Genomic DNA, 22,040 nt, shown 5'->3' with positions numbered 1-22,040 from the left:
TGCTGCTCGCTGGCCGAGCCGCATGCTCACCGCCGACCCGCGCACGGCTCACGGTCAGGTGATCCCCATCGACAGCGGGGCAACCGCTGGGCATGGTCGTCCCACCGCCGCACGGCCTCGGCCGCACGACACCTCATGGAGCGGGCATGGCAGTCGACATCGTCTACGAGACCCATTCGCTGACCGAGGACAACGAGAACGGCATCGCGACCGGCTGGCTGCCGGGCAAGCTCTCCGAACGGGGCCGACTTCTCGCCGCCGAACTCGGCGCCCGGCGCCGGGACACCGGTCTGGCCGCCGTGTTCACCTCCGATCTGCACCGTGCCGTCGAGACGGCACGGATCGCCTTCGCCGACACCGCGATCCCCCTCCACCAGGACCCACGCCTGCGCGAGTGTGACTACGGTCAGCTCAACGGCTGCCCGGTCGCCGTCCTGGCGGGCGAGCGCGCGCGGCACATCGACGACCCGTACCCCGGCGGCCAGAGCTACCGTCAGGTCATCCAGGCCACCAGCGACTTCCTGCACGACCTGGCCGCCGGATGGAACGGCCAGCACGTGCTCCTGATCGCCCACTCGGCCAACAGGTGGGCGCTCGACTGTCTGCTGACCGGAGCCGCGATCGAGGACCTGGTCGACGCCCCCTTCGGATGGCGCGAGGGCTGGCACTACACCCTCCCCGCGGACTGGCCCACCACCGGTTCGGGCCCCACCGCCCACCAACCCGGCGGCCCGCCCCGGCCGCAGCCCTGACGAGACCTCCGGAACCGTCCATCGGCTCGTTGCCCAGCCATCACCCGGGCCTGGCCCCAGCAGGTTGGCTCCCTGCTGGGGCCAGGTCCGGGACAGCGGGCCCGGAACAGTGGGTCCGAGGCCGGGGTGGTGGGTGCGGCGGTGCTAGCTCGGCGCTCCGAGCGTCCATATCGCGTGGGCTATGGCGTCACTGTTCCGGTCGAGCGCGGTGTCGTTGATGTTGGCGGTCGTGTCGCATGACCGGTGGTAGCAGCGGTCGAACGCCTGGCCCGCCGTGCCGCCCCACTTCTGGGCCTGCGCCGCGGTCTTGGTGCGCCCCGCGCCGGTGAACAGGCCGCCGACGGGTATGCCGACGCGCTGGAACGAGGCGTGATCGGACCGGCCGTCGCCCTCCGTCTCGATCTCGGTGGACACGCCCTTGGCCGCGAACCAGTCCTTGAACACCGCTTCCAGCCGCCGGTCATCGTCGTACACGAAGTAGCCCGGGTTGGGGGAGCCGACCATGTCGAAGTTGAGGTAGGCATCGATCTTCGATCGCTCCGTGCTGGGCAGCGTGTTCACGTAGTGCCGCGAACCGAGGATGCCCAGCTCTTCGGCGCCCCACCAGGCGAAGCGGAGATGCTGGGTCGGCTTGAGCCCCTCGCGGGACACGGCGAGTGCCGTCTCCAGGATGGCGGCGGAGCCCGAACCGTTGTCGTTGATGCCCGGCCCGGCGGACACGGAGTCCAGGTGGGCACCGGCCATCACGACGTTCTGCGGGTCGCCGCCGGGCCAGTCGGCGATCAGGTTGTACCCGGTGGCGCCGCTGGCGGTGAACTGCTGGATGGACGTGGTGTAGCCGGCCGCGTCCAGCTTGGCCTTGATGTAGTCGATCGAGGCCCGGTAGCCGGGGCGCCCGTGGGCACGGTTCCCACCGTTCCTGGAGGCGATCGACTGGAGCTGGTTCAGGTGTCCCTTGACGTTGGTGAGCGAGATGTCGGGCGCCGCGAGTGCGGACGAGGTGGACAGGCTCACCGTTCTGGCCTCGGCGGGCGCGGGTGCCGACGGCGAAGCCGTGGCCGTGGGCGAGGCGACGACCAGCCCGGCGATGGCTCCGGCGGCGGCGGTCGCCGTGCCGGCTCGGCGAAGCCAGGCCCTCCGGGGCGAAGAGACGGTACGTCGCGTGGGGTGCGATGACATACGAGGCTCCAGGTTTCCGAAATCCGAACGGATAGGACGGAACGAACAGTTCACTGGGCGGCGCTCGCATGATGAGGCCGAGAGCGCGCCACACTGAGCGGGGGAGCAGTTGACGCGTGCATGATGTTCGGTGCTTGCTCCTCCAAGGTCAAGGCGGAAACCGGACACCGCCCCCCGGATATCGCTCATCCGCGTCGATCCACGTTCCCTCCCGGGCCGTGCCCCCACCGGCGAGTGCCCCCTCCGAGGGGCCGCCTCTCCCGCCGTCACCCGGGTTCAACTCTCGTGCGGTGCACCCGTCTTGCGGCCAACCAGGGCGGCCCGACTTCGACAGAGGGCGAACCCGGCCCTGCCGGGAAGGGAGCCCCGTCCCGTCGGGAGGGGTCGGCCCCCACGGGGTGCGCGGCGTGCAGGATTCTCCGGAGAAGCATGGGGTGGGGCTGCCGCCCCTGCCGTGCGCGGTGTCGCTACGGCCTGCCCGTGGTGCGGCCCGCTCGGTGATGTGGTGGTCCTGCGGCGTACGAGGCGGGCGACGGAGTCAGGTCTGGGTGCGAACGCGGAACGCGAGGCCGCCTCTGGTTTTCCCGGACGGCTGTACCGCCACTCGTACCGGGCCGGTTTTCTGTGTGATGAGCGTGAAGCGTGATGCCTTGGCCCTGCCGGTTCCGCTTTCCGTGCAGCGCACCTGCCGGGGCCTTGACGAGCCGCCCGCCGATGCGGTGATCGTGACGCTGCCCGCGCCCAGGCACACGGCCTCCACGATCAGACGTTGGCCCGTCGCGAGTGTCTTCGTCGTGCTGGCGGCGACGCGCTTCGACGCTCGCCCCTTGCCTTGCAGGATGCGCACCCCCTCTGAGCTGGTATCGGAGAGATTCGCGGCGGCCTCGTCCGCCAGCGCGAGCTCACGTTGCCTGCCGTTGTCGGTGTCGTCCGCCGCCCCGTCCGAGCTCACGTTGGCTGCCCCTGCGAGGAGCAGCGCGGTGGTCGTGCCAGCCAGTGCGGCGGTCTTCATTCGTGCTGTGATGATGCTCTTCATCGGCCCACCCCCGCTCGAATGTCGTCGTGACGATCATTCCGCTCAAGGGTGGTTCAAACCCTGATTTGAGCGAGCCCAGAGGTTGTTTTCCGAGGCTTCGGGCGCGGCGCTCCCGAGGTGCCCTGGGGCGCCTGAGTAACCCTCAGAAGGGGCGGGCGTGTGGCGGGCGCTGGGTGGCGGGTGGTCAGTGCAGACAGTATTCGTTGCCCTCAGGGTCCGTCATGACCTGCCACTCAATGCCTCCGAGGCTCACTCGGTGGAGCGAGGTCGCGCCCAGTTCCTCCAGCCGCGCTATCTCCTCATCTCGCTCGCCCGGTGCGCTGTGTAGATCGAGGTGGAGTCGGTTCTTCGTGGCCTTTGGCTCGGGGACGCGCTGGAAGAGGATGCGGCGACCCAGGCCCGTGTCGCTGCCCGGGTCGAACGGGTCGTCGGGGTGCCGAACGGCCACGAGGTCGCGCCACGCGCGGCGGCCCTGGAACTCCACGGTCTCCTGCTCGCCGACCGCGCCGGCCGCCAGCAGGCGTTCGATCAGGGCCCCGTTGTCCTCGGTCCGATAGCGCAGCGCCGCTGCCCAGAATGTCGCCTGGCGGTGCGGGTCCTCGGCGTCGACGACGACCTTCCAGGCCAGTGGTGTCTGCTGCATGTCCTGCTCGTCTCCCCGTTGTTAGTCCCTGCCGGATCTGCGGGTCCCGTGGATCTCGGGCTTCTGCTGATGGACGGGTGGTCGGGGCCGTTCGACCACGGTGGCCGACCAACTCCCGTTCCGCCTCTGGCTGTTGCCGAGTGTCTTTCCTCTTCCATCCGCCGTGAAACCAGTTATAGTGGTTACATGAGCGAGATGGCAAGGGGATTGGTCCTCCACTCACCACAAGGGGTGCCCTACCGGTTCGACCCGGGGGCGCTGTGCCTGGAGCTCGTGCCCACCGGGGGGCCGGGTGAGTGGGCGCGCTATGAGGTGTTGCGCCATCCCGCGGACCTCGCCGTGTGGGCTGCGCGTTCGAGGCTCACGCCCGTGCCCGAGATCGATGTGACGCCCGATGAGGTGGTGGAGGCCAAGCGGCTGCGGGACGCGCTGCTTCGGATGGCGACCCGTCAGGCCCACGGGCAGCCGTTGGAGGTCGCCGACCTCGATGTGGTCAACGAGCTGGCGCTCGCCCCGCCGCTGGTGCCGCGGCTGTTGGGCGCCTCGGACCGGCGGTGGGCGCGTCCGGCGACGGGTGGGCAACTCCTCTCGACGGTCGCACGCGACGCGATCGAGCTGTTCTCCGGCCCGTACGCGCACCGGATACGACAGTGCGCGACGGACAACTGCTACCTCCTGTTCGTGGACACCTCGCGGCCCGGCCGCCGTCGTTGGTGTTCCATGCAGCGATGCGGAAACGTGCACAAGGTCAAGGCCCTGCGTGCCCGGCAGGCCGCGGCCGACGACCGCCCCGCCGAGCCGGAATTCGCAGCTCACCCTGATGAGCCGCGAGCCCAGGACCGTTCCGCTCACGAGACCCCGCCCGAGCCGCGGCTCACCCCCCGGGCTCACCGCCAGCAGGCAGCGACCCCCACGCCCCTTGCGGCGTCGCGGCCCGCCGGCGCCAACGCCAGCACCGACGCCAACGCCGAGCAGCCTCCCGCTGACAGCCAGCAGCCCCGCGGCCTGACGCGGGACGCTGGTTGGGAGATCGGGGTCTCGAAGACCCTGCCCCACCCGCCCTCCGTGGTGTGGGACTTCATCAGCGGCGACGAGGGCATCGCCATCTGGCTGGGACCGGGCGCCGAACTGCACCAGGAGAAGGGAGCGCCGTACGAGACCGCCGACGGCATCTCCGGCGAAGTTCGTGGGTACCGGCCGGGCGACCGCATTCGCCTCACGCACCGCGCCCCCGGCAGCACCAGGGACACCACGATCCAGGTGGCGGTCTCGCGCGCCCGCGCGGAGGGGAAGGCGGTGCTCCGGTTCCACCAGGAGCGGCTGTCCGACGCCAGTGAACGGGCCCACCGCCGCGAGCACTGGAAACAGGTGATGGCCCATGTGGCCGATGCCCTGGGATAGCCGAGCCCCTGCGGGGCCCGCGGGGCTGCCCGAGCGTCGGAGATCCCTTCGGACGGGGCGCTCACACGGGGCGCCTGGCGGCAGCGCGCCGGGCCGGTCGTCGGGAGAGCCGCGGTGGGTGCAGCGGTCAGGCCGCCCCGGGGTCACGCAGCAGGCGGCGGGCCAGGGCGAACGCCACGCGCTCCCGAGGCTCCTCCGCGCGTGGCAGGACGATGCTGGGGCGCTGGCCCGCCCCCTGATTGTCGTCGTGTGCGTACCGGAGGGCGAGTTCGATCGAGGTGTCGTTCACGTGCACGGCGCGGATCTCGTCCCAGGCCACGGACGCGCTGATGACGGCTGGGCGCTCTCCGGCGATCGGAGTCGCTCCCTGGTCGGAGGTGTCCTGGCCGGGGGTGCTCCGGCCGGGCGGCAGGGGTGCCCCGGCGATCGTGAGGCCCGTGCTGGTGAGGGTGAAGCGGCCGTAGCGTACGGACTCGCCCCGCCCGAGGAGTCGCAAGGCGCGCGTCGCCTCGTCCGCGGCGATGAGGTCCGCGCCGCGCGCGGCGTCGCGCTGCGCGAAGCGGGCCAGGGGCGTGCCATCCAGGTCGCGCAGTTCCAGCACGTCGTAGCGGCTCTGTTGCTGCCCCTGGCCCACGGTCGCGGTCTCCGTCCACTCGGCCGCCTCCAGGTCGAGCCACGCGTGGGGGATCGGCTGCCCACGACCGCTCAGGGTGACGATGCCGCCCTCGAAGCAGTAGACCCGCTGCCCGTGAGGCTCGGCGCGAGCATGTCGCAGGCCCAGGACGAGCACGAGGAGGCCAAGTGACAGCAGGGCTGCTCCGATGGTGGCGCCGCGCGGTCCGTAGGGGCCGAGAAGCAGGCCGGCGCCGGGAGGCACGAGGACGACGAGAGCCAGACACCCCAGGCATCCGCCGTCGGCGTCGCCGCGTAACTCGGTGCTCCGGTGGGCCCCCAGGCCGTGGGCCGTGGCGAGGGCGGCCACCGCGTCGGGTGGAGCGTCCGTGCGTTGCGCGGTGCCCATGTCCCCGCCCCCGGTCGTCGGTTCACCCATCGTCCGGGGCCTGGGGCGCCGAGGTCAACGGCGCGTCAGCGGGGCAGTTCGTCAGGTGTCGGGAGGTCGCCGCCGGCGTCGACGACGCCCGTCACCGGGGCCCGTCCCGTCTCGGCGAGCTCGGCCGCCGCCGCGGCAACGGCCCGGGTGGGAACGCCCGCGCCCGGCTCCGCGCCGGCCTGTGCCACGGCCACCGCCTCGCCGGCGCGCACGGCCGCGACCTCGCCGGCGCGGGCCGCGGCCGCGCGCAGTTCGCTCCGCGACCGGTGGGCGGTCCGCAGGGCGTCCCAGGTCAGCAAGGCCAGGGCGAGCCAGACCAAGGAGAAGCCGGCCCACCGCTCGATGGGCATCTCCTCGTGGAAGACCACGAGCCCCAGCACGAACTGGAAGGTGGGCGCGATGTACTGCAACATCCCGATCGCCGAAAGGGGCAGCCGTACGGCGGCGCCGCCGAAGCAGATCAGCGGCGCCGCGGTGATGAAGCCGCAGCCGACGAGCAGCAGCGCGTGCCCGACGCCATCGGTGGCGAAGGTGCTGTCACCGCGCGCCCCCAGGAAGATCAGGAAGCCGAGCGCCGGCAGGAACTGCATGCCGGTCTCGGCCGCGAGCGACTCCAGGCCGTCAAGCCCGATGTGCTTCTTGACCAGCCCGTAGGTGCCGAACGAGAACGCGAGGGTGAGTGCGATCCAGGGCAGCTTGCCGTAGCCCACCGTCAGTACGCCCACCGCGACCACGCCGACGCCGACCGCCGTCCACTGCGCCGGGCGCAGCCGCTCGTGCAGCAGCAGCACCCCGAACGCGATGCTGACCAGCGGATTGATGAAGTACCCCAGGGCCGCCTCGACCACGTGGCCCGAGTTGACGCCCCAGATGTAGATGCCCCAGTTGACGGAGATCACGGTGGCGGCGAGGGCGATCAAGCCCAGTCGCTTGGGCTGTCGCAGCAGCGGCCGTATCCACGACCAGCGCCGCAGCACCAGCAGGATGATGATCACGGCAGCCAGCGACCACACCATGCGGTGGGCCAGGATCTCGACCGCGCCGGTCGGCTCCAGCAGCGGCCAGTACAGGGGGAAGAGACCCCACATGCCATACGCGGCGAAGCCGTACGCAAGGCCGGTGCGCGTCTCGTTGGCCGACGTCAACGCTTCCTCCCCGATCTGCCCGCTGTGGGTGCCGACGGTCAGAACGTAGCGCTGCCAAGGTCGGTCTGTCAGCCCCGTATCGCCATACGGTCATGACATGCGGACCGGCCTGACGAGCGCCGGCCCGTCGTCCCAGCCCGGGCCGCGCGCCCCGCACCTCGCTGAGCTGCGGAAAGGACGGGGGCGCGGGGCGCCTGCGGGTTTGCGGGGCAGGCAGCGGCCGGTGGTGTTGTCGAGCGACGGGGTGGCGACGTGATCAGCGCAACGCCAGCGCTGCCGCGATGGACTGGCCGATCGGCGTCGTCGGGCGGCCGATGAGCCGGGACAGGTCGCCGCTCGTGCCCGCCAGCAGTCCGCGCGCGATCGCCGCGTCGACATCGGTCAGCAGCGCGGCGAACGGCTCGGGCAGTCCAGCGCCGGTCAGGATCTCCTGATGCTGGGCGGCCGTGACGACCGAGTGCGTGATCGCCTTGCCGGACTGGGTCGCGACCTCGGCCGCGTACTCGTCGAAGCTCCAGGCCACGTCGCCGCTCAGCTCGTAGGCGGCGCCCGCGTGACCGTCCTCGGTCAGTACGGTGACGGCCGCCGCCGCGTAGTCGGCGCGCGCGGCCGACGCCACCCGCCCGTTGCCCGCGCTGCTCACCACGGTGCCGTGGTCGAGGACCGACGCCAGGCGCTCGGTGTAGTTCTCGTTGTACCAGCCGTTGCGCAGGAAGACGTGGGGCAGTCCGGCATCGAGGATCGCCTGCTCGGTGACCTTGTGCTCGGCGGCCAGCTCGAAGTCGGCGTTCGGGCCGCCCAGGATGCCGGTGTAGGCGAGCAGCGCGACGCCGGCCTCCTTCGCCGCGTCGATCACCGCCTGGTGCTGTGGCACGCGCTGCCCCACCTCGCTGCCCGAGATCAACAGCACCCGCTCGCCGGCGCGGAAGGCCCTGGTCAGGGACCGCGGATCGCTGTAGTCGGCGATGCGCAGCTCGACGCCGCGCGCCGCGAGGTCGGCGGCCTTGGCGCGGTCGCGCACGACGGCCGCGATCTGGCCGGCGGGCAGCTCACCCGTGGCCACCTTGGCCAGCAGTTCTTCGATAACGAGGCGGCCCAGGTGGCCGGTGGCTCCGGTGACGACGATCATCTCGGTCTCTCCTTGATCGGACGTGATGGGGCCACCGTAGGCAAGTAGCTAATTATTCGTAAGTACCCACTTTGAAGTACGGTACTAGTGTCAAGGGAAGGGGCTCTGACATGGGAGAGCGCGAGGAAGCCGCCGAAGCCGCGGGGGTCGACCGCCACGGTACGGAACACGGTGCCGACGCGCACGGCGCGGCCGAGGAGGGCGGCGCCGACCACGCCGTCGGGGGCGGTGCCGGGCGCGTCGCTGACGCCGGGAGCGGCGGTGCCGAGGCCGCCGAAGGCGACCGGCTCCGCGCCCTCGGTGTGTTGAAGGAGCCGGATGTGAACGCGCCGATGTGCCCCTCCCGGCTCGTCCTTGAGCACGTCACCAGCCGGTGGGGAGTGTTGGCGCTGGCGGCGCTGTGGGAGCGGACGCACCGGTTCAGCGAGCTGCGCCGACGCGTCGGTGGCGTCAGCGAGAAGATGCTCGCCCAGACCCTCCAGACGTTGGAGCGCGACGGCTTCGTGCACCGCGAGGCGTACCCGGTGATCCCCCCGCGGGTGGAGTACTCGCTGACCCCGCTGGGGGAGGAGGCCGCGCAGCAGGTGTGGGCGCTGGCTCGCTGGTCCGAGCGCCGGGTCCCGGAGGTGCAGGCGGCGCGGGAGCAGTACGACGCGCGGCGGAGCGACAGCACGCGGGCCGGCGCGGAGCAGGGCAGCGGGCGCCACACGGGGGTGAGGCGAGCAACCGCCGAACCGGGCGGGGCGCCGAACCCCGGTACGCGACGGAGCGGTCCGCGACGTGCGGAGGCGGCGCACGGCGCACCGTCGGGCGGGGCCGCCAGGTAGCGCGGCCACGAGGTCGGGGAGGCCGAAACCACAGGTCGGGGCGCCCGGAGAGGGGCGCGGGCTGGAGCGGGCTTGGCGTACGGGCGCGATCAGGGAACGGTGCCAGGGCGCGCGGGTGCCCGGACGCGGGGGGCCAGGTCGGGGGTGGCCAGGCCGCGAGGACGGGCCCCGGCGCGCGACGGCCCGGACCCGATGGAGTTCGGGTCCGGGCCGTGTCATCCGCGCCGGCGCGCGCCAGCGGCCGGAGGCCGGCGCTGGGGCGCCCGGGTGGGGCGCTGCCCGAGCGGCCACGGTGGGCCGGTGGCCAGCCGGTAGGCCGGCGCGCCGATGCGCGGGCAAGCGCGCCGATGGAATGGCTAGTGGGTGACGGTCCAGGTGTCGTTGCCGGCGAGGAGGGTGGCGAGGTCGCCCTTGCCCTGGGCTTCGATGGCCTGGTCGAGTTGGTCGCTCATCAACGTGTCGTAGACCGGGCGCTCCACACTGCGCAACACGCCGATGGGTGTGTGGTGGAGGGTGTCGGCGTCCGCGAGCCGGGTCAGCGCGAACGCGGTGGTCGGGGACGCGGCCCGCGCGTCATGAACCAACACGCCGTCCGTGCCTTCCTCCCGCACGTCCACCACCCGCAGATCCCCACTGGCCTGGTCACGAACCACGCCCTTGGAACCCAGTCCGTCCTCGGCGGGCGCGCCGAAGCGGATCGGTTGGCCGTGTTCCAGTCGGATCACGGCCTCCAGCGCGCGGTCCTTGTCCTTGAGGACCTCGAAGGCGCCGTCGTTGAAGATGTTGCAGTTCTGGTAGATCTCCACCAACGCCGTGCCCGGATGCGCGGCCGCCGCGCGCAACACGCTCGTCAGGTGCTGGCGGTCGGAGTCCACCGTCCGTGCCACGAACGAGGCTTCGGCGCCCAGGGCGAGGGAGAGGGGGTTGAAGGGGGCGTCCAGGGAACCCATCGGTGTCGACTTCGTGATCTTCCCGACCTCCGAGGTCGGGGAGTACTGGCCCTTGGTCAGCCCGTAGATCCGGTTGTTGAACAACAGGATCTTCAGGTTCACGTTGCGTCGCAACGCGTGGATGAGATGGTTCCCACCGATCGAGAGCGCGTCGCCGTCACCGGTGACCACCCATACCGACAGATCCCGTCGCGAGGTCGCCAACCCGGTCGCGATCGCCGGTGCCCGCCCGTGAATGGAGTGCATGCCGTAGGTGTTCATGTAGTACGGGAAACGGCTGGAACACCCGATCCCGGACACGAACACGATGTTCTCCCGCGCCAGGCCCAACTCCGGCATGAAACCCTGCACGGCCGCCAACACCGCGTAGTCCCCACACCCCGGACACCACCGCACTTCCTGATCGGACTTGAAGTCCTTCATCGACTGCTTACCCTCAGCCCGCGGCACCAACGACAACAACCCCCGCCCCCCACCCTGCGAACCAGTGGGAGAAACAGCGGGCACGCCGGCAACACCGGACGCGGCAGCACCGGAAGTGCCAGCAGCAGTGGGCGTGGTGGCACCGGCGGGCGTGGACGTTTCGGGCGTGGTGGTGGGTGTTTGGGGGGTGGTGGGGTTAGGCATTGATGGCCTCCTTCAACGCGTTGGCCAACTCCTCGGCCTTGAACGGCATTCCGTTGACCTGGGTGTGGGACCGGGCATCGATCGCGTACTTCGCGCGGATCAACGTCGCGAGCTGTCCCAGATTCATCTCCGGGATCACCACCCGCTCATACGAGGCAAGCACCTCACCCAGATTCGCCGGGAAGGGATTGAGATGCCGCAGGTGGGCCTGGGCCAACGCCACACCCTCACCCCGCAACCGCCGGACCGCCGCCGCGATCGGCCCATACGTCGAACCCCACCCCAACACCAACACCCGCGCCCCACCCGGGTCATCCACCCGCACATCCTCGACCGCGACACCATCGATCTTGGCCTGACGGGTGCGGACCATCAACTCATGATTAGCCGGATCGTAGGAAATGTTCCCACTGCCATCCTGCTTCTCAATCCCACCGATCCGATGCTCCAACCCCGCCGTCCCCGGCACCGCCCACGGCCGCGCGAACGTCACCGCATCCCGCTTATACGGCCAAAACACCCGCGACCCATCCGCCAACTCATGATTGGGCCCCGAGGCGAACCGCACCCGCAAATCCGGCAACCCCTCCACATCCGGCACCCGCCACGGCTCCGAACCATTGGCCAAATACCCATCCGAGAGCAAGAACACCGGCGTGCGATACACCAACGCGATCCGCGCCGCCTCCAACGCCGCATCGAAACAGTCCGCCGGCGTCGACGGCGCCACGATCGGCACCGGAGCCTCACCGTTACGGCCATACATGGCCTGCAACAAGTCCGCCTGCTCCGTCTTCGTCGGCAACCCCGTAGAAGGCCCACCCCGCTGAATATCCACCACCACCAACGGGAGTTCCAGCGAGACCGCGAGCCCGATCGTCTCCGACTTGAGCGCCACCCCAGGCCCCGAGGTCGTCGTCACCGCCAACGACCCACCAAAGGCCGCCCCCAACGCCGCCCCGATCCCCGCGATCTCATCCTCAGCCTGGAACGAGCGCACCCCGAAGTTCTTGTGCCGCGACAACTCATGCAAAATATCCGACGCCGGAGTGATCGGATACGAGCCCAGGAACAGGGGCAACTCCGCCTGCACCGAGGCCGCGACCAGGCCGTAGGCCAACGCCAGGTTCCCGGAGATGTTGCGATACACCCCAGCCTGGAACGCGGACGAGGCCGGAGCCACCTCATAGGAGACCGCGAAATCCTCCGTGGTCTCCCCGAAGTTCCACCCCGCGCGGAACGCGGTCACGTTCGCCTGCGCCAACTGCGGCTTCTTCGCGAACTTCTTCCGCAAATACGCCTCAGTACCCTCCGTCGGACGGTGATACATCCACGACAACAGGCCAAGCGCGAACATGTTCTTACTCCGCTCAGCCTCCTTACGACTGAGCCCGAACTCCTTGAGTGCCTCGACCGTCAACGTCGTCAACGGCACCCCATGCACCTGGAACGCTTCCAGCGACCCGTCCTCCAACGGACTGGTCGCATACCCCACCTTCGCCATCGGACGCTTCGTGAACTCATCCGTGTTCACGATCAACACCGCACCCGCCGGCAGATCCCCCACGTTCGCCTTCAACGCCGCCGGATTCATCGCGACCAACACATCCGGCGCATCCCCCGGCGTCAGAATGTCATGATCCGCGAAATGCAACTGGAACGACGACACACCCGGCAACGTCCCAGCCGGCGCACGAATCTCCGCCGGGAAATTCGGCAACGTCGACAAGTCATTCCCAAACGACGCCGTCTCCGAAGTAAACCGATCACCCGTCAACTGCATACCATCACCCGAATCACCCGCAAAACGGATAATGACTCGGTCTAGCTGGCGGGTTTCTTTGCTTGTGCCGGCCCCGTGCTGGCCTTCGGTGGGCGCTGGCCCGGTCTGGCTGGCGGCGGCTGAATCGGCCGGCTTGGCATGGTCGGCCTGCTCGGCCGTGCTGTTGACCTGGCTGGTCACTGCTTCGGACCTCCTTCGAGGCGGCGGCTCGCGACGGGCTGGTTGGCGCCGGGAATGCCCCCGGACCCCGGGCGATGCCAATGGGTCGTCCCTTGCCCATCGTACGTGGGTAAGGGTCACCTTCCCCGGGACGGATCACATGGTGGACGGTGGTGCGTGCCACATGCGTGGCGCGCTTTGCCACGGTTTGTTCGCCCTTTGCGTCCATTTCCGGGCGGGCTCTGTCATCGCTGCGGTGGTGTTCTCCGCCGGACTTTTGTTGTACGACTCGCTCGGCCGACCGGCGTGCATTTGCTGCGTCGTCGATCGGCCGGTTGTCAGGAGTTGATATAGGTGAGCACGGCCAGTACGCGACGGTGGTCGCCGTCGCTCTGGGAGAGGCCCAGTTTCAGGAAGATATTGCTGACGTGTTTCTCCACGGCGCCGTCGCTGACGACGAGCTGGCGGGCAATGGCGGAATTCGTCCGTCCCTCGGCCATAAGTCCTAGGACCTCGCGCTCGCGCGGCGTCAGACCGGCCAGCACGTCCTGCTTGCGGCTGCGGCCGAGGAGCTGGGCGACCACCTCGGGGTCGAGGGCCGTGCCGCCCTCGGCCACCCGGACCACGGCGTCGGCGAACTCGCGGACCTCGGCCACCCGGTCCTTGAGGAGGTACCCCACCCCGCGGCTGCTGCCGGCCAGCAACTCCGTGGCGTACTGCTCCTCGACGTACTGCGACAGCACCAGGACGCCCAGGTCGGGGTGGTCGCGCCGGAGCTGCACGGCGGCGCGTACGCCCTCGTCGGTGTGGGTCGGCGGCATGCGTACGTCCGCCACCACCACATCCGGCAGCGCGCCGTCCGCGGCCAGCGCCGCCACCGACTTGAGCAGCGCCTCCGCGTCGCCCACCCCGGCGACGACATCGTGTCCGCGGTCGGTCAAGAGCCGGGTCAGGCCCTCCCGAAGCAGCACCGAATCTTCGGCGATGACCACCCGCACCCTTGCCTCCACAGTGTTCTTGCCCCCCGGCACCGACCCCTTGGGGCACAGCATCTCAGCAATCAGTCCCGGAGCGGCGTGCTCCGGGACCGAATGCCGAGATGTAGGGGGACGTTTTCCCGCCCGACGACCAGGGGCGCCAGGCGACCTGGGGGGGAAGGTGAGGTCGCGCCGCGCACCGCAGGGGGCGACCAGGGGTGGTCTTTCGCGCCGCTACGGGGCCACCGCGGGTTTGGCCACCGCGGCCCAGCGGGGCTCAGCCCCGCCAGGGCAGCTCGGCCGTGACCGTCGTCGGCCCGCCCACCGGGGAGTCCACGACCAGCAGGCCGTCCACCGCGTCGAGCCGCTCGGCCAGGCCGGCGAGCCCTGAGCCCGCCGAGGTGTCCGCGCCGCCCTTGCCGTCGTCCGTGACCTGCAACATCAGCCGGGTGTCGGCACGCCACACGTCGACCCCGGCCGTGCGGGCCTGGCTGTGCTTGCTGATGTTCTGGAGGAGTTCGGAGACGGTGAAGTACGCGATGCCCTCGATCGCGGGGGCCGGCCGCGCGGTGAGGTCCACGAGCACCTTCACGGGGACGGTGCAGCGGGCCGCGAGGGCGGAGAGGGCGGGGCCGAGGCCGCGGTCGGTGAGGATGGCGGGGTGGATGCCGCGGGCGAGGTCGCGGAGTTCTTGGAGGGCTATTTTCACTTCGCCGTGGGCTTCGTCGACCATTTTGGCGGCGGCTTCGGGGTCTTCGGTGAGTTTTTCCTTGGCGAGGCCGAGGTCCATGGCGAGGGCGACGAGGCGGGCCTGGGCTCCGTCGTGCAGGTCGCGTTCGATGCGGCGCAGGTCGGCGGCGGCGGTGTCGACCACGACGCCGCGATCCGACTCCAGCTCGGTGACCCGGCTCGCGAGCTGCGACGGGCCGAGCAGCCCCGACACCATCAGCCGGTCCACGAACGCCATGCCCCGGATCATCCACGGCGCGGTCAGCACGAACGCGGCGCCGACCGCGCTGGTGAATGCCAACTCGAAGGCCGTGTCCAGGTAGAAGCCGTTGTCCCCGTCCGACCAGAGCTGCATGCCGGGCTGGTCCGAGTAACGCGGGATGGTCCAGTGCCACAGCGGATAGGTCAGCAGGACCCAACCGTTCACGGTGACGACCACGCTGATGACGAAGGTGCACAGCGACCACGGGAAGAGCAGCACGGCGTACAACAACTGCCGCCACGAGTCGCCGCTCTTGAGCATCGCCCCCATCCAGGCGAACGCGCCGTGCTTGTCGCCCGGGCGCACCACGGGGGCGGGCGCGGCGACGTCGTGGCGCAGCAGCAGGCGGGCGCGCCCCCGCTCCACGACGCCGAGCCCCCGCGCCCCGAGCAGCGTCAGGGCCAGGATCGGCACCCCGAGGAAGGTCACCAGCAAGCCGACGCCGAGCGAGAACATGACGATCGCGTACGTGAAGGTCAGCAGGGCGATCGGCAGGTTGAGGAGGAGGTGGCACAGCTCGCGCCAGGTGCGGGCCTCGAAGGGGGCGCGCAGGCCGGCCGGCAGCCGGTGGCTGCCCAGCTCGGCACTGTGCGGATCAGATCCGTATGCGGTAGCCATCTTCTCGTCCGTCCTCCGGTCCTTCGCCCGTGCCGCCACGTGCGGCTCGGAGGGCGCCTCGCCCCTGAACTACCTCAAGGCTGTCGGACCGGGCCGGTTTCGACCATGGAGGCCGTCGCCCTCTTCGGGAGGGGGTTTTCCCTACCCCGACCGGTGGGTCCCCGGTACCCGACCGTGTTCCTGGCCCCCTCCCGGGCCGCTACGGGGTGCGGTCGCGCCAGGGCAGTTCGGCGGTGATCGTCGTCGGGCCGCCGGCCGGCGAGGCGATGACGAGCAGGCCGTCGACCGAGCCCAGCCGCTCCGCGAGCCCGGCCAGCCCGCCGCCGCTGGTGTCGGCGCCGCCCACGCCGTTGTCCCACACCTGGACCAGCAGCCGGTGCTCGGTACGCCACAGCTCGACCGTCGCCGCCCGGGCCTGGCTGTGCTTGCTGATGTTCTGGAGGAGTTCGGAGACGGTGAAGTACGCGATGCCCTCGATCGCCGGGGCGGGGCGCTCGTCCAGATCGACGGAGATGGTGGTGCGGACCGTACAGCGGGCGGCCAGTGAGGACAGGGCGGGGCCGAGGCCGCGGTCGGTGAGGATGGCGGGGTGGATGCCGCGGGCGAGGTCGCGGAGTTCTTGGAGGGCTATTTTCACTTCGCCGTGGGCTTCGTCGACCATTTTGGCGGCGGCTTCGGGGTCTTCGGTGAGTTTTTCCTTGGCGAGGCCGAGGTCCATGGCGAGGGCGACGAGGCGGGCCTGGGCTCCGTCGTGCAGGTCGCGTTCGATGCGGCGCAGGTCGGCGGCGGCGGTGTCGACCACGACGCCGCGATCCGACTCCAGCTCCGCGATGCGCCGCTCCAACTCGTCGGAGGGCGAGAGCAGCCCGCGCACCATCGCCCGGTCCACATGGGCCAGGCCGCGCGCCACCCACGGCAGCACCGGCCAGGCGACGAACAGGCCGACCAGCGTGACGGTGAAGGTCAGCACGTCCCACGGCAGACGTACGAGCAGGTAGAGCGTGTGCCGCCAGCCGACGGTGTCCTTCAGGCTCGTCCACAACCAGGGGAAGAAGCCGCCGTGCGTGCGGTGCCGCAACGGGCTCGGCTCGTCGACGTGCACGTCGAGCAGCACCTGGGCGCGCCGCCGCTCGAACTTGCCGATCTGCCGGCTGCCGAGCAACCCGAGCGCCAGCATCGGCAGCCCCACGACGGTGATCGACAGGGCGACGCCGGTGGAGAACCAACTCGCCACGTAGACGAACCCGAACATGCCCACCGGCAGGTTGGTGAGCAGGTGCGCGATCTCGCGCCAGGTGGCGCCCGGAAACCCGAAGGCCGGCGGGCGCGGCAGCCGGTCCTGGTCTTCGACGGTCTCGGTGGGCCCGGTCGTGGCCCCGGCCGCCCGGCCGGGCTCGGTGGCGGTCGAGGCGGGGCGCGCGGCTTCGTGGCCCGCGCCCGGCGCGGGGTGACGACGAGCGGTGGTGGCGCGGCCGTCGGTCTGGGTGCCGGGGGCGGTGCCGGCGGACGTGGCACCGGACACATTCACAGGTGAATCGGCCGCAGGTCTGGCGTTCATACCCCAAGCCTGCCGGGCCAAGTCCCCAAAAGGCCATGGGGAAAGTCCACCCGGCGACCTGGGGATAACCCCACCCCCTGTGGACAGGCTGGCCATCGGGGTGCGCGCAGGGCCTAGACTCCCGTCCGTATGGATCGCCGGTACCGCCTCTGCGGAAAGCGGCGGTGAGCTGGGCGGCAAGCATCCACCAGGCCGAAGAGCGGCAGAGGGAGCGAGGGACGGACGTGACGTATGTGACGGACGTGCCGGAGATGGCGGTCGCGCCCGCCGGCGGGCCCCCGGGCCACGGGGCGGTCCCCGCCGCGGACACCCCCACCCAGTGGGCCGCCGCGTACTTCGACGGCTACTCGACCGTCGGTCTCCTCGCGGTCGTCGGCGTCCTCTTCCTGACCGTCGCCTTCGTGGGCGGCCGGCTGCTGCGCCCCGTGGTGCCGACGCCGGAGAAGCTGCTCACCTACGAGTGCGGCGTGGACCCGGTCGGCGAGGGCTGGGCACACACCCAGGTGCGCTACTACGTGTACGCCTTCCTGTACGTGATCTTCGCGGTGGACTCGATCTTCCTCTTCCCCTGGGCGACCGTCTTCGCCGAACCCGGCTTCGGCGGCACCACCCTGGTGGAGATGTTCGTCTTCCTCGGCTTCCTGACCGTCGGCCTGTTGTACGCATGGAAGAAGGGCGTCCTCGAATGGACGTGACCCCCCGGACGACCCCCGTGGACCTGCCCACGCCCACGGTCGCGCGACCCGCTGACGCCGTGCGTGGCGCGAGCCGGCTCGGCCCGCTGGCCCGGCTGGCACCCGAACCGATGAAGGTCATCCTCAACTGGGGCCGCCGCTACAGCCTCTGGGTCTTCAACTTCGGCCTGGCCTGCTGCGCGATCGAGTTCATCGCCGCGTCGATGGCCCGACACGACTTCATCCGGCTCGGCGTGATCCCCTTCGCGCCGGGGCCGCGCCAAGCCGACCTCATGCTCGTCTCGGGCACGGTGACGGACAAGATGGCGCCCGCCATCAAGCGGCTGTACGAGCAGATGCCCGAGCCGAAGTACGTGATCTCCTTCGGCGCCTGCTCCAACTGCGGCGGCCCGTACTGGGACTCGTACTCCGTCACCAAGGGCGTCGACCAGATCATCCCCGTCGACGTGTACGTGCCGGGCTGCCCGCCCCGGCCCGAGGCGCTCCTCCAGGGCATCCTCAAGCTCCAGGAGAAGATCGCCGACGAGTCGCTGGCGGGCCGCTACCCGCACGGCCCCGCGCCGCGCCCCTCCACCGACGCGCTGCGCAGCTCGCTGGTGCCGGCGCCGGAGCGGCGGGAGCCGACCGGGGAGGACGCGCGATGAGCACGCCGGACGATCCCGGGCGGGCCGCGGACGCGGTCAGCGCGGGCGACGCGGCCACGGCCCGAGCCGCCGCCGACGGCGGGGACGCCGTGGGCGGTACGGGGACCAGTCCCGAGCCGGCGGCGCCGGTGGGCTGGCTGCCGCGCTCCGCGGAGGACCTGTTCGGCGCCGGCGCGCGCGCCGAGGAGACCTACGAGCTGCTGACCGTCGACGTGCCGGCCGAGTCCTGGATCCCCGCGCTCCAGGCCGCCCGCACCGAGCTGGGTTGCACCTACTTCGACTGGCTGAGCGCGGTGGACGAGCCGGGCACGGGCCTGCGCGTCGCCGCGCACGTCGCCGCCCTGCCCACCGCCGACGCGGTGGCCCGGGCGGAGCGCGCCGCGAGCGCCGGCGCGCAGGACGGCGCTGAGCTGCCCGAGCACGCGCCGGGCGGCGCCGAGCCGGCCGGCCCCACGGGGCTGCGGCGGCTGCTGGTCCGTACGACCGTTCCGCACGACGCGCCGACGCTGCCCACGGCCATCGACGTCTACCCGGGCGCCGCCTGGCACGAGCGCGAGACGCACGAGATGTTCGGCGTCGACTTCACCGACCACCCGAACCTGGTGCCGCTGCTGCTGCCCGACGGGTTCGAGGGCCACCCGCTGCGCAAGGACTTCGTGCTGGCGGCGCGGGTCGCCAAGGCGTGGCCGGGCGCCAAGGAGCCGGGGGAGTCCGACCACGGCGGGCCCAAGCGGCGGCAGATGCTGCCGCCCGGCGTGCCCGACCCCAACGACTGGGGCCCGCTCAAGGGCCAGCTCCCGCCCGCGCCGGCCCGCCCGGCGCGCGGCGCACGCGCGGCGGGCGGACCGGCCGCCAAGGGCGACCGCCCGGTCCGGCGCACCCGCTCGGTGAGCGCCGGCTCGGCCAGTCAACAGGCCGCGACCGACGCCCAGGGCGCCCAGGGCGCCGCCGTCGAGCCGGGCCCGGAGGGTGCCGCGCAAGCCGGCGCGCCCGCCGCGCGCCCGCCCCGGCGCGCCCGGAGCGCGAGCGCCGGTTCGGCCAGCCAGCGAGCCGCGGGCGAGGAGCACGCCGGCGCGGACGAGGCCGCGACCCCCGCGGCGCGCCCCGCCCGGCGGACCCCCGACGCCCCGTGGCACGACGCCCGCCCGGCAACCGACACGCCGTCGGTAAGTCGGGAACGCCCGGCCGCCCCGCGCGCCACCACGCCCGCCCCGGACACCGAGGCCACGCCCGCCTCGGCCCCCGAGGTCCCCGCGGCCACGCCCGCCCCGGACCCCGAGACGCCGCCGGCCGCGCCCGCCGCAGCCGGTGAACAGGCGGCTCCGGCCGCGTCCACCGAGGCGGGCGGCGCGGATGGACCCGAGCCCGCGACCCCGTCCGAACCGGAGGCCAAGGCCGCGACCGAGGCCGAGAGCGCGTCCGAGCCGGCGCCCGCACCCGGGGGCGAGAGCGAGTCCGGGCCCGAGGCCGAGGCCGAGCCCGGGGGAGAATCCGCGCCTGGGAACGGGTCCGCGGACCGTGACGGACGGGCTGACGGAGGCGACGCGTGAACGACACCCTCGAAGTCGCGCTGCGACTGCTCGCCGTCTTCGTGATCTTCCTGGTGCTCCCGCTGGTCATCGGCCAGACCGAGCACAAGGTCATGGCCCACATGCAAGGGCGCCTCGGACCCATGTACGCCGGCGGCTTCCACGGCTGGGCCCAGCTCGTCGCGGACGGCGTGAAGTTCGCGCAGAAGGAGGACGTCGTCCCGGCCAACGCCGACCGACGCGTCTTCCAGCTCGCGCCCGCCGTCGCGCTGCTGCCGTACCTGCTGGTGCTCGTCGCCATCCCGATCGGCCCCGACAACGCCGTCGGCGAGGCCATCGACGCGGGCATCTTCTTCGTCCTCGCGGTGATGGGCGTCGGCGTGCTCGGCTCCCTCATGGCGGGATGGGCGTCGGCCAACAAGTTCTCCCTCCTGGGCGGCCTGCGCACCGCGGCCCAGCTCCTGGCGTACGAACTGCCGATGCTGCTCACCGCCGCCTCGGTGGCCATGGCCGCCGGCACGGTCTCGCTGCCCGGCATGCTCGACGCCTTCGAGTGGTGGTGGGTGCCGTGGCAGATCGTGGGCGGCGTGGTGTTCTTCGTCGCCGGCCTCGCCGAACTGCAACGGCCGCCCTTCGACGCCCCGGTGGCCGACTCCGAGATCATCTTCGGCGCGTACACGGAGTACACCGGCCTGCGCTTCGCGCTGTTCCTGCTCGCCGAGTACGCCGGGATCGTCGTGCTCTCGGGGCTGACGGCCGTGCTCTTCCTCGGCGGCTGGCACGGGCCCTTCGCCGACGAACTCGGCTGGCTGTGGACGCTGCTCAAGACGCTGGCCCTGGCGTTCGTCGTGATCTGGCTCCGCGCGACCTACCCGCGCCTGCGCGAGGACCAGTTGCAGAAGCTCGCCTGGACCGTACTCATCCCGCTCGCGCTGGCCCAGATCGCCCTGACCGGCGTGGTGAAGGTGGCGATTTCCTGATGGCACTGGACGACCTGGCGCAGAAGAAGTCCGGTTGGCCCGGCTCCGGCCTGGCCAAGGGGCTGGCCGTCACGCTGCGCACGATGACCCGCAAGACGCACACCGCGCAGTACCCCGACACGCTGCCCGAACTGCCGCCGCGCAGCCGCGGCGTCATCGGGCTGTTCGAGGAGAACTGCACGGTCTGCATGCTCTGCGCGCGCGAGTGCCCCGACTGGTGCATCTACATCGACTCCCACAAGGAGACGGTGCCCGCGGCCACCCCGGGCGGCCGAGAGCGCAGCCAGAACGTGCTCGACCGCTTCGCCATCGACTTCGCCCTGTGCATGTACTGCGGTATCTGCATCGAGGTGTGCCCCTTCGACGCGCTGTTCTGGTCGCCGGAGTTCGAGTACGCGGAGACCGACATCCGGGATCTGACCCATGAGCGGGACAAGCTCCGCGAGTGGATGTGGACCGTGCCCGAGCCGCCCGCGCTCGACCCCGGGGCCGAGGAGCCCAAGGAGATCGCCGCCGCGCGCAAGACGGCCGACAAGCTCGCCGCCGCGCAGGCGGCCGAGGCCGCGGCGGCAGCCGCGCCCGGCCCCTCGGACGCGCCCGGCCAACCCGGCGCTCCCGGTGCCCCGGGTGAGGGAGCGCCCTCATGACCCTCGCTGCGGGCCAGGGCTTCCTCTCGCCCACGGGCGTCGAGATCGCCTTCCTCCTCGTCGGCGTCGCGACGCTCGGCGCGGCCGTCATCACCGTCACCACCAAGCAACTCGTGCACGCGGCACTGTGGCTCGTGGTGGCCCTCGGCGGCCTGGCCGTCGAGTACCTGCTGCTCACGGCGGAGTTCATCGCCTGGGTGCAGGTGCTGATCTACGTCGGTTCCGTGGTCGTCCTCCTGCTGTTCGGGCTGATGCTGACCAAGGCGCCCATCGGGCGGTCACCGGACGCGGACTCCGGCAACCGGTGGGCCGCCCTCGCGGTGGCCCTCGCCGCCGCGGCCACCCTGGTGTGGGTGGTCGTGGACGCCTTCCGCTCCACCTGGATCGACCTGGACGAGGCCACGGCCGGCGCCGAGGCCGGGGCCGGCTCGACCCGGGTGACCGGCGAGTTCCTCTTCCGGCACTGGGTGCTGCCGTTCGAGGCGCTCTCCGTCCTGCTGCTCGCCGCGCTCGTCGGCGCCATCGTGCTCTCCCGCAGGGACCGCGAGGACCCCAAGGCCGGCGGCGGCACCGCCGGCCGCGGAGCCCGCCGGGGCGGCGGCACCGGCCCGTCGAGCGGCCGGTCCGGCCGCCGACCCGGCGTACGGACCACCGGAACCGGAGCGACCCGGATCGGCGCCGCCGGCACCGGCACCGCGGCATCCGGCGCGCCGGCACCC

At 71.6% G+C, this 22,040-nt stretch carries 17 protein-coding genes and 4 pseudogenes; 10 read left to right on the top strand and 11 right to left on the bottom strand.

The genetic code is table 11. The features are described 5' to 3' along the window. Nucleotides 1-146: 146 nt before the first annotated feature. Nucleotides 147-752: a histidine phosphatase family protein gene (locus H7H31_RS13520; protein ID WP_187063683.1), complete on the top strand. Its 606-nt coding sequence runs from the start codon at nt 147-149 to the stop codon at nt 750-752. Nucleotides 753-899: 147 nt separating this feature from the next. Here H7H31_RS13520 and H7H31_RS13515 read toward each other — a convergent pair. The 3 genes and pseudogenes from H7H31_RS13515 to H7H31_RS13505 all read right to left on the bottom strand — a co-directional run. After that, nucleotides 900-1,931: pseudogene (locus tag H7H31_RS13515) on the bottom strand (M28 family metallopeptidase); the annotation flags it as partial. A gap of 538 nt (nt 1,932-2,469) precedes the next feature. After that, on the bottom strand, nt 2,470-2,967 hold the full coding sequence (locus H7H31_RS13510; RefSeq protein ID WP_187063681.1) for a hypothetical protein: 498 nt from the start codon (nt 2,965-2,967) through the stop codon (nt 2,470-2,472). A gap of 184 nt (nt 2,968-3,151) precedes the next feature. Further along, nucleotides 3,152-3,610 (bottom strand): VOC family protein, encoded by a 459-nt coding sequence (locus H7H31_RS13505; RefSeq protein ID WP_187063680.1) that lies wholly within the window; start codon nt 3,608-3,610, stop codon nt 3,152-3,154. A 69-nt stretch (nt 3,611-3,679) separates the two neighbouring features. On the opposite strand from H7H31_RS13505, the pseudogene H7H31_RS13500 reads away from it, so the two are divergent. Then, nucleotides 3,680-4,369 (top strand): annotated as a pseudogene (locus tag H7H31_RS13500) (CGNR zinc finger domain-containing protein); the annotation flags it as partial. Between the two features lie 246 nt (nt 4,370-4,615). Next, nucleotides 4,616-5,011, top strand: a complete 396-nt coding sequence (locus H7H31_RS13495; protein WP_187063687.1) for an SRPBCC family protein — start codon at nt 4,616-4,618, stop codon at nt 5,009-5,011. Nucleotides 5,012-5,138: 127 nt separating this feature from the next. Here H7H31_RS13495 and H7H31_RS13490 read toward each other — a convergent pair whose 3' ends face one another. The 3 genes from H7H31_RS13490 to H7H31_RS13480 all read right to left on the bottom strand — a co-directional run bounded on the left by H7H31_RS13490 (nt 5,139) and on the right by H7H31_RS13480 (nt 8,336). Then, entirely contained in the window at nt 5,139-6,062 is a 924-nt protein-coding gene (locus H7H31_RS13490; protein ID WP_187063679.1) for a hypothetical protein, read from the bottom strand. A gap of 35 nt (nt 6,063-6,097) precedes the next feature. Then, complete coding sequence (gene rarD / locus H7H31_RS13485) at nt 6,098-7,150, bottom strand: EamA family transporter RarD (protein ID WP_232110295.1); 1,053 nt, start codon at nt 7,148-7,150, stop codon at nt 6,098-6,100. 313 nt (nt 7,151-7,463) lie between these two features. Further along, a complete protein-coding gene (locus H7H31_RS13480; RefSeq protein ID WP_187063677.1) occupies nt 7,464-8,336 on the bottom strand; it encodes an SDR family oxidoreductase in 873 nt (290 codons plus the stop codon). Between the two features lie 332 nt (nt 8,337-8,668). On the opposite strand from H7H31_RS13480, the pseudogene H7H31_RS13475 reads away from it, so the two are divergent. Further along, nucleotides 8,669-9,007 (top strand): annotated as a pseudogene (locus tag H7H31_RS13475) (winged helix-turn-helix transcriptional regulator); the annotation flags it as partial. 512 nt (nt 9,008-9,519) lie between these two features. Here H7H31_RS13475 and H7H31_RS13470 read toward each other — a convergent pair. The 5 genes from H7H31_RS13470 to H7H31_RS13450 form a co-directional block, all read right to left on the bottom strand. Next, on the bottom strand, nt 9,520-10,536 hold the full coding sequence (locus H7H31_RS13470; RefSeq protein WP_232109820.1) for a 2-oxoacid:ferredoxin oxidoreductase subunit beta: 1,017 nt from the start codon (nt 10,534-10,536) through the stop codon (nt 9,520-9,522). Nucleotides 10,537-10,732: 196 nt separating this feature from the next. Next, nucleotides 10,733-12,703 (bottom strand): 2-oxoacid:acceptor oxidoreductase subunit alpha, encoded by a 1,971-nt coding sequence (locus H7H31_RS13465; protein ID WP_187063675.1) that lies wholly within the window; start codon nt 12,701-12,703, stop codon nt 10,733-10,735. A gap of 317 nt (nt 12,704-13,020) precedes the next feature. After that, nucleotides 13,021-13,680, bottom strand: a complete 660-nt coding sequence (locus H7H31_RS13460) for a response regulator transcription factor (RefSeq protein WP_187063674.1) — start codon at nt 13,678-13,680, stop codon at nt 13,021-13,023. A 256-nt stretch (nt 13,681-13,936) separates the two neighbouring features. Next, nucleotides 13,937-15,268 carry a sensor histidine kinase gene (locus H7H31_RS13455; protein WP_187063673.1) on the bottom strand — a complete coding sequence of 444 codons (1,332 nt, stop codon included), beginning with the start codon at nt 15,266-15,268 and terminating at the stop codon, nt 13,937-13,939. 199 nt (nt 15,269-15,467) lie between these two features. Further along, nucleotides 15,468-16,601: a sensor histidine kinase gene (locus H7H31_RS13450; protein ID WP_232110294.1), complete on the bottom strand. Its 1,134-nt coding sequence runs from the start codon at nt 16,599-16,601 to the stop codon at nt 15,468-15,470. Nucleotides 16,602-17,077: 476 nt separating this feature from the next. On the opposite strand from H7H31_RS13450, the gene H7H31_RS13445 reads away from it, so the two are divergent. The 6 genes and pseudogenes from H7H31_RS13445 to H7H31_RS13420 all read left to right on the top strand — a co-directional run. Continuing rightward, a complete protein-coding gene (locus H7H31_RS13445) occupies nt 17,078-17,521 on the top strand; it encodes an NADH-quinone oxidoreductase subunit A (RefSeq protein ID WP_254391085.1) in 444 nt (147 codons plus the stop codon). Beyond that, nucleotides 17,512-18,165: an NADH-quinone oxidoreductase subunit B gene (locus H7H31_RS13440; protein WP_187063671.1), complete on the top strand. Its 654-nt coding sequence runs from the start codon at nt 17,512-17,514 to the stop codon at nt 18,163-18,165. Before H7H31_RS13445 ends, H7H31_RS13440 begins: the two co-directional genes overlap by 10 nt. Then, complete coding sequence (locus H7H31_RS13435; protein ID WP_187117915.1) at nt 18,162-19,715, top strand: NADH-quinone oxidoreductase subunit C; 1,554 nt, start codon at nt 18,162-18,164, stop codon at nt 19,713-19,715. The genes H7H31_RS13440 and H7H31_RS13435 overlap by 4 nt, the downstream gene beginning before the upstream one ends. Then, nucleotides 19,712-20,674 (top strand): complex I subunit 1/NuoH family protein, encoded by a 963-nt coding sequence (locus H7H31_RS13430; protein WP_187059803.1) that lies wholly within the window; start codon nt 19,712-19,714, stop codon nt 20,672-20,674. Before H7H31_RS13435 ends, H7H31_RS13430 begins: the two co-directional genes overlap by 4 nt. Then, nucleotides 20,674-21,321 (top strand): NuoI/complex I 23 kDa subunit family protein, encoded by a 648-nt coding sequence (locus tag H7H31_RS13425; RefSeq protein ID WP_187059802.1) that lies wholly within the window; start codon nt 20,674-20,676, stop codon nt 21,319-21,321. The genes H7H31_RS13430 and H7H31_RS13425 overlap by 1 nt, the downstream gene beginning before the upstream one ends. Beyond that, nucleotides 21,318-21,956: pseudogene (locus tag H7H31_RS13420) on the top strand (NADH-quinone oxidoreductase subunit J family protein); the annotation flags it as partial. The gene H7H31_RS13425 and the pseudogene H7H31_RS13420, both read left to right, overlap by 4 nt. Between the last annotated feature and the right edge of the window lie 84 nt (nt 21,957-22,040).

The sequence above is a fragment of the Streptomyces buecherae genome, from assembly GCF_014295035.1.
Taxonomy (GTDB): Bacteria; Actinomycetota; Actinomycetes; order Streptomycetales; family Streptomycetaceae; genus Streptomyces; species Streptomyces youssoufiensis.
Note: the sequence above shows the minus strand (reverse complement) of the source record. Positions and strands in the feature narration are given on the sequence as shown.

Bases quoted from the DNA above. Each gene is read 5' to 3' on its own strand.
- H7H31_RS13480 (WP_187063677.1), bottom strand. From the start codon at position 8,336: ATGATCGTCGTCACCGGAGCCACCGGCCACCTGGGCCGCCTCGTTATC.
- rarD (WP_232110295.1), bottom strand. From the start codon at position 7,150: ATGTGGGGTCTCTTCCCCCTGTACTGGCCGCTGCTGGAGCCGACCGGC.
- H7H31_RS13510 (WP_187063681.1), bottom strand. From the start codon at position 2,967: ATGAAGAGCATCATCACAGCACGAATGAAGACCGCCGCACTGGCTGGC.
- H7H31_RS13425 (WP_187059802.1), top strand. From the start codon at position 20,674: ATGGCACTGGACGACCTGGCGCAGAAGAAGTCCGGTTGGCCCGGCTCC.
- H7H31_RS13445 (WP_254391085.1), top strand. From the start codon at position 17,078: ATGGCGGTCGCGCCCGCCGGCGGGCCCCCGGGCCACGGGGCGGTCCCC.
- H7H31_RS13455 (WP_187063673.1), bottom strand. From the start codon at position 15,268: ATGGCTACCGCATACGGATCTGATCCGCACAGTGCCGAGCTGGGCAGC.
- H7H31_RS13505 (WP_187063680.1), bottom strand. From the start codon at position 3,610: ATGCAGCAGACACCACTGGCCTGGAAGGTCGTCGTCGACGCCGAGGAC.
- H7H31_RS13490 (WP_187063679.1), bottom strand. From the start codon at position 6,062: ATGGGTGAACCGACGACCGGGGGCGGGGACATGGGCACCGCGCAACGC.
- H7H31_RS13440 (WP_187063671.1), top strand. From the start codon at position 17,512: ATGGACGTGACCCCCCGGACGACCCCCGTGGACCTGCCCACGCCCACG.
- H7H31_RS13470 (WP_232109820.1), bottom strand. From the start codon at position 10,536: ATGAAGGACTTCAAGTCCGATCAGGAAGTGCGGTGGTGTCCGGGGTGT.
- H7H31_RS13520 (WP_187063683.1), top strand. From the start codon at position 147: ATGGCAGTCGACATCGTCTACGAGACCCATTCGCTGACCGAGGACAAC.
- H7H31_RS13435 (WP_187117915.1), top strand. From the start codon at position 18,162: ATGAGCACGCCGGACGATCCCGGGCGGGCCGCGGACGCGGTCAGCGCG.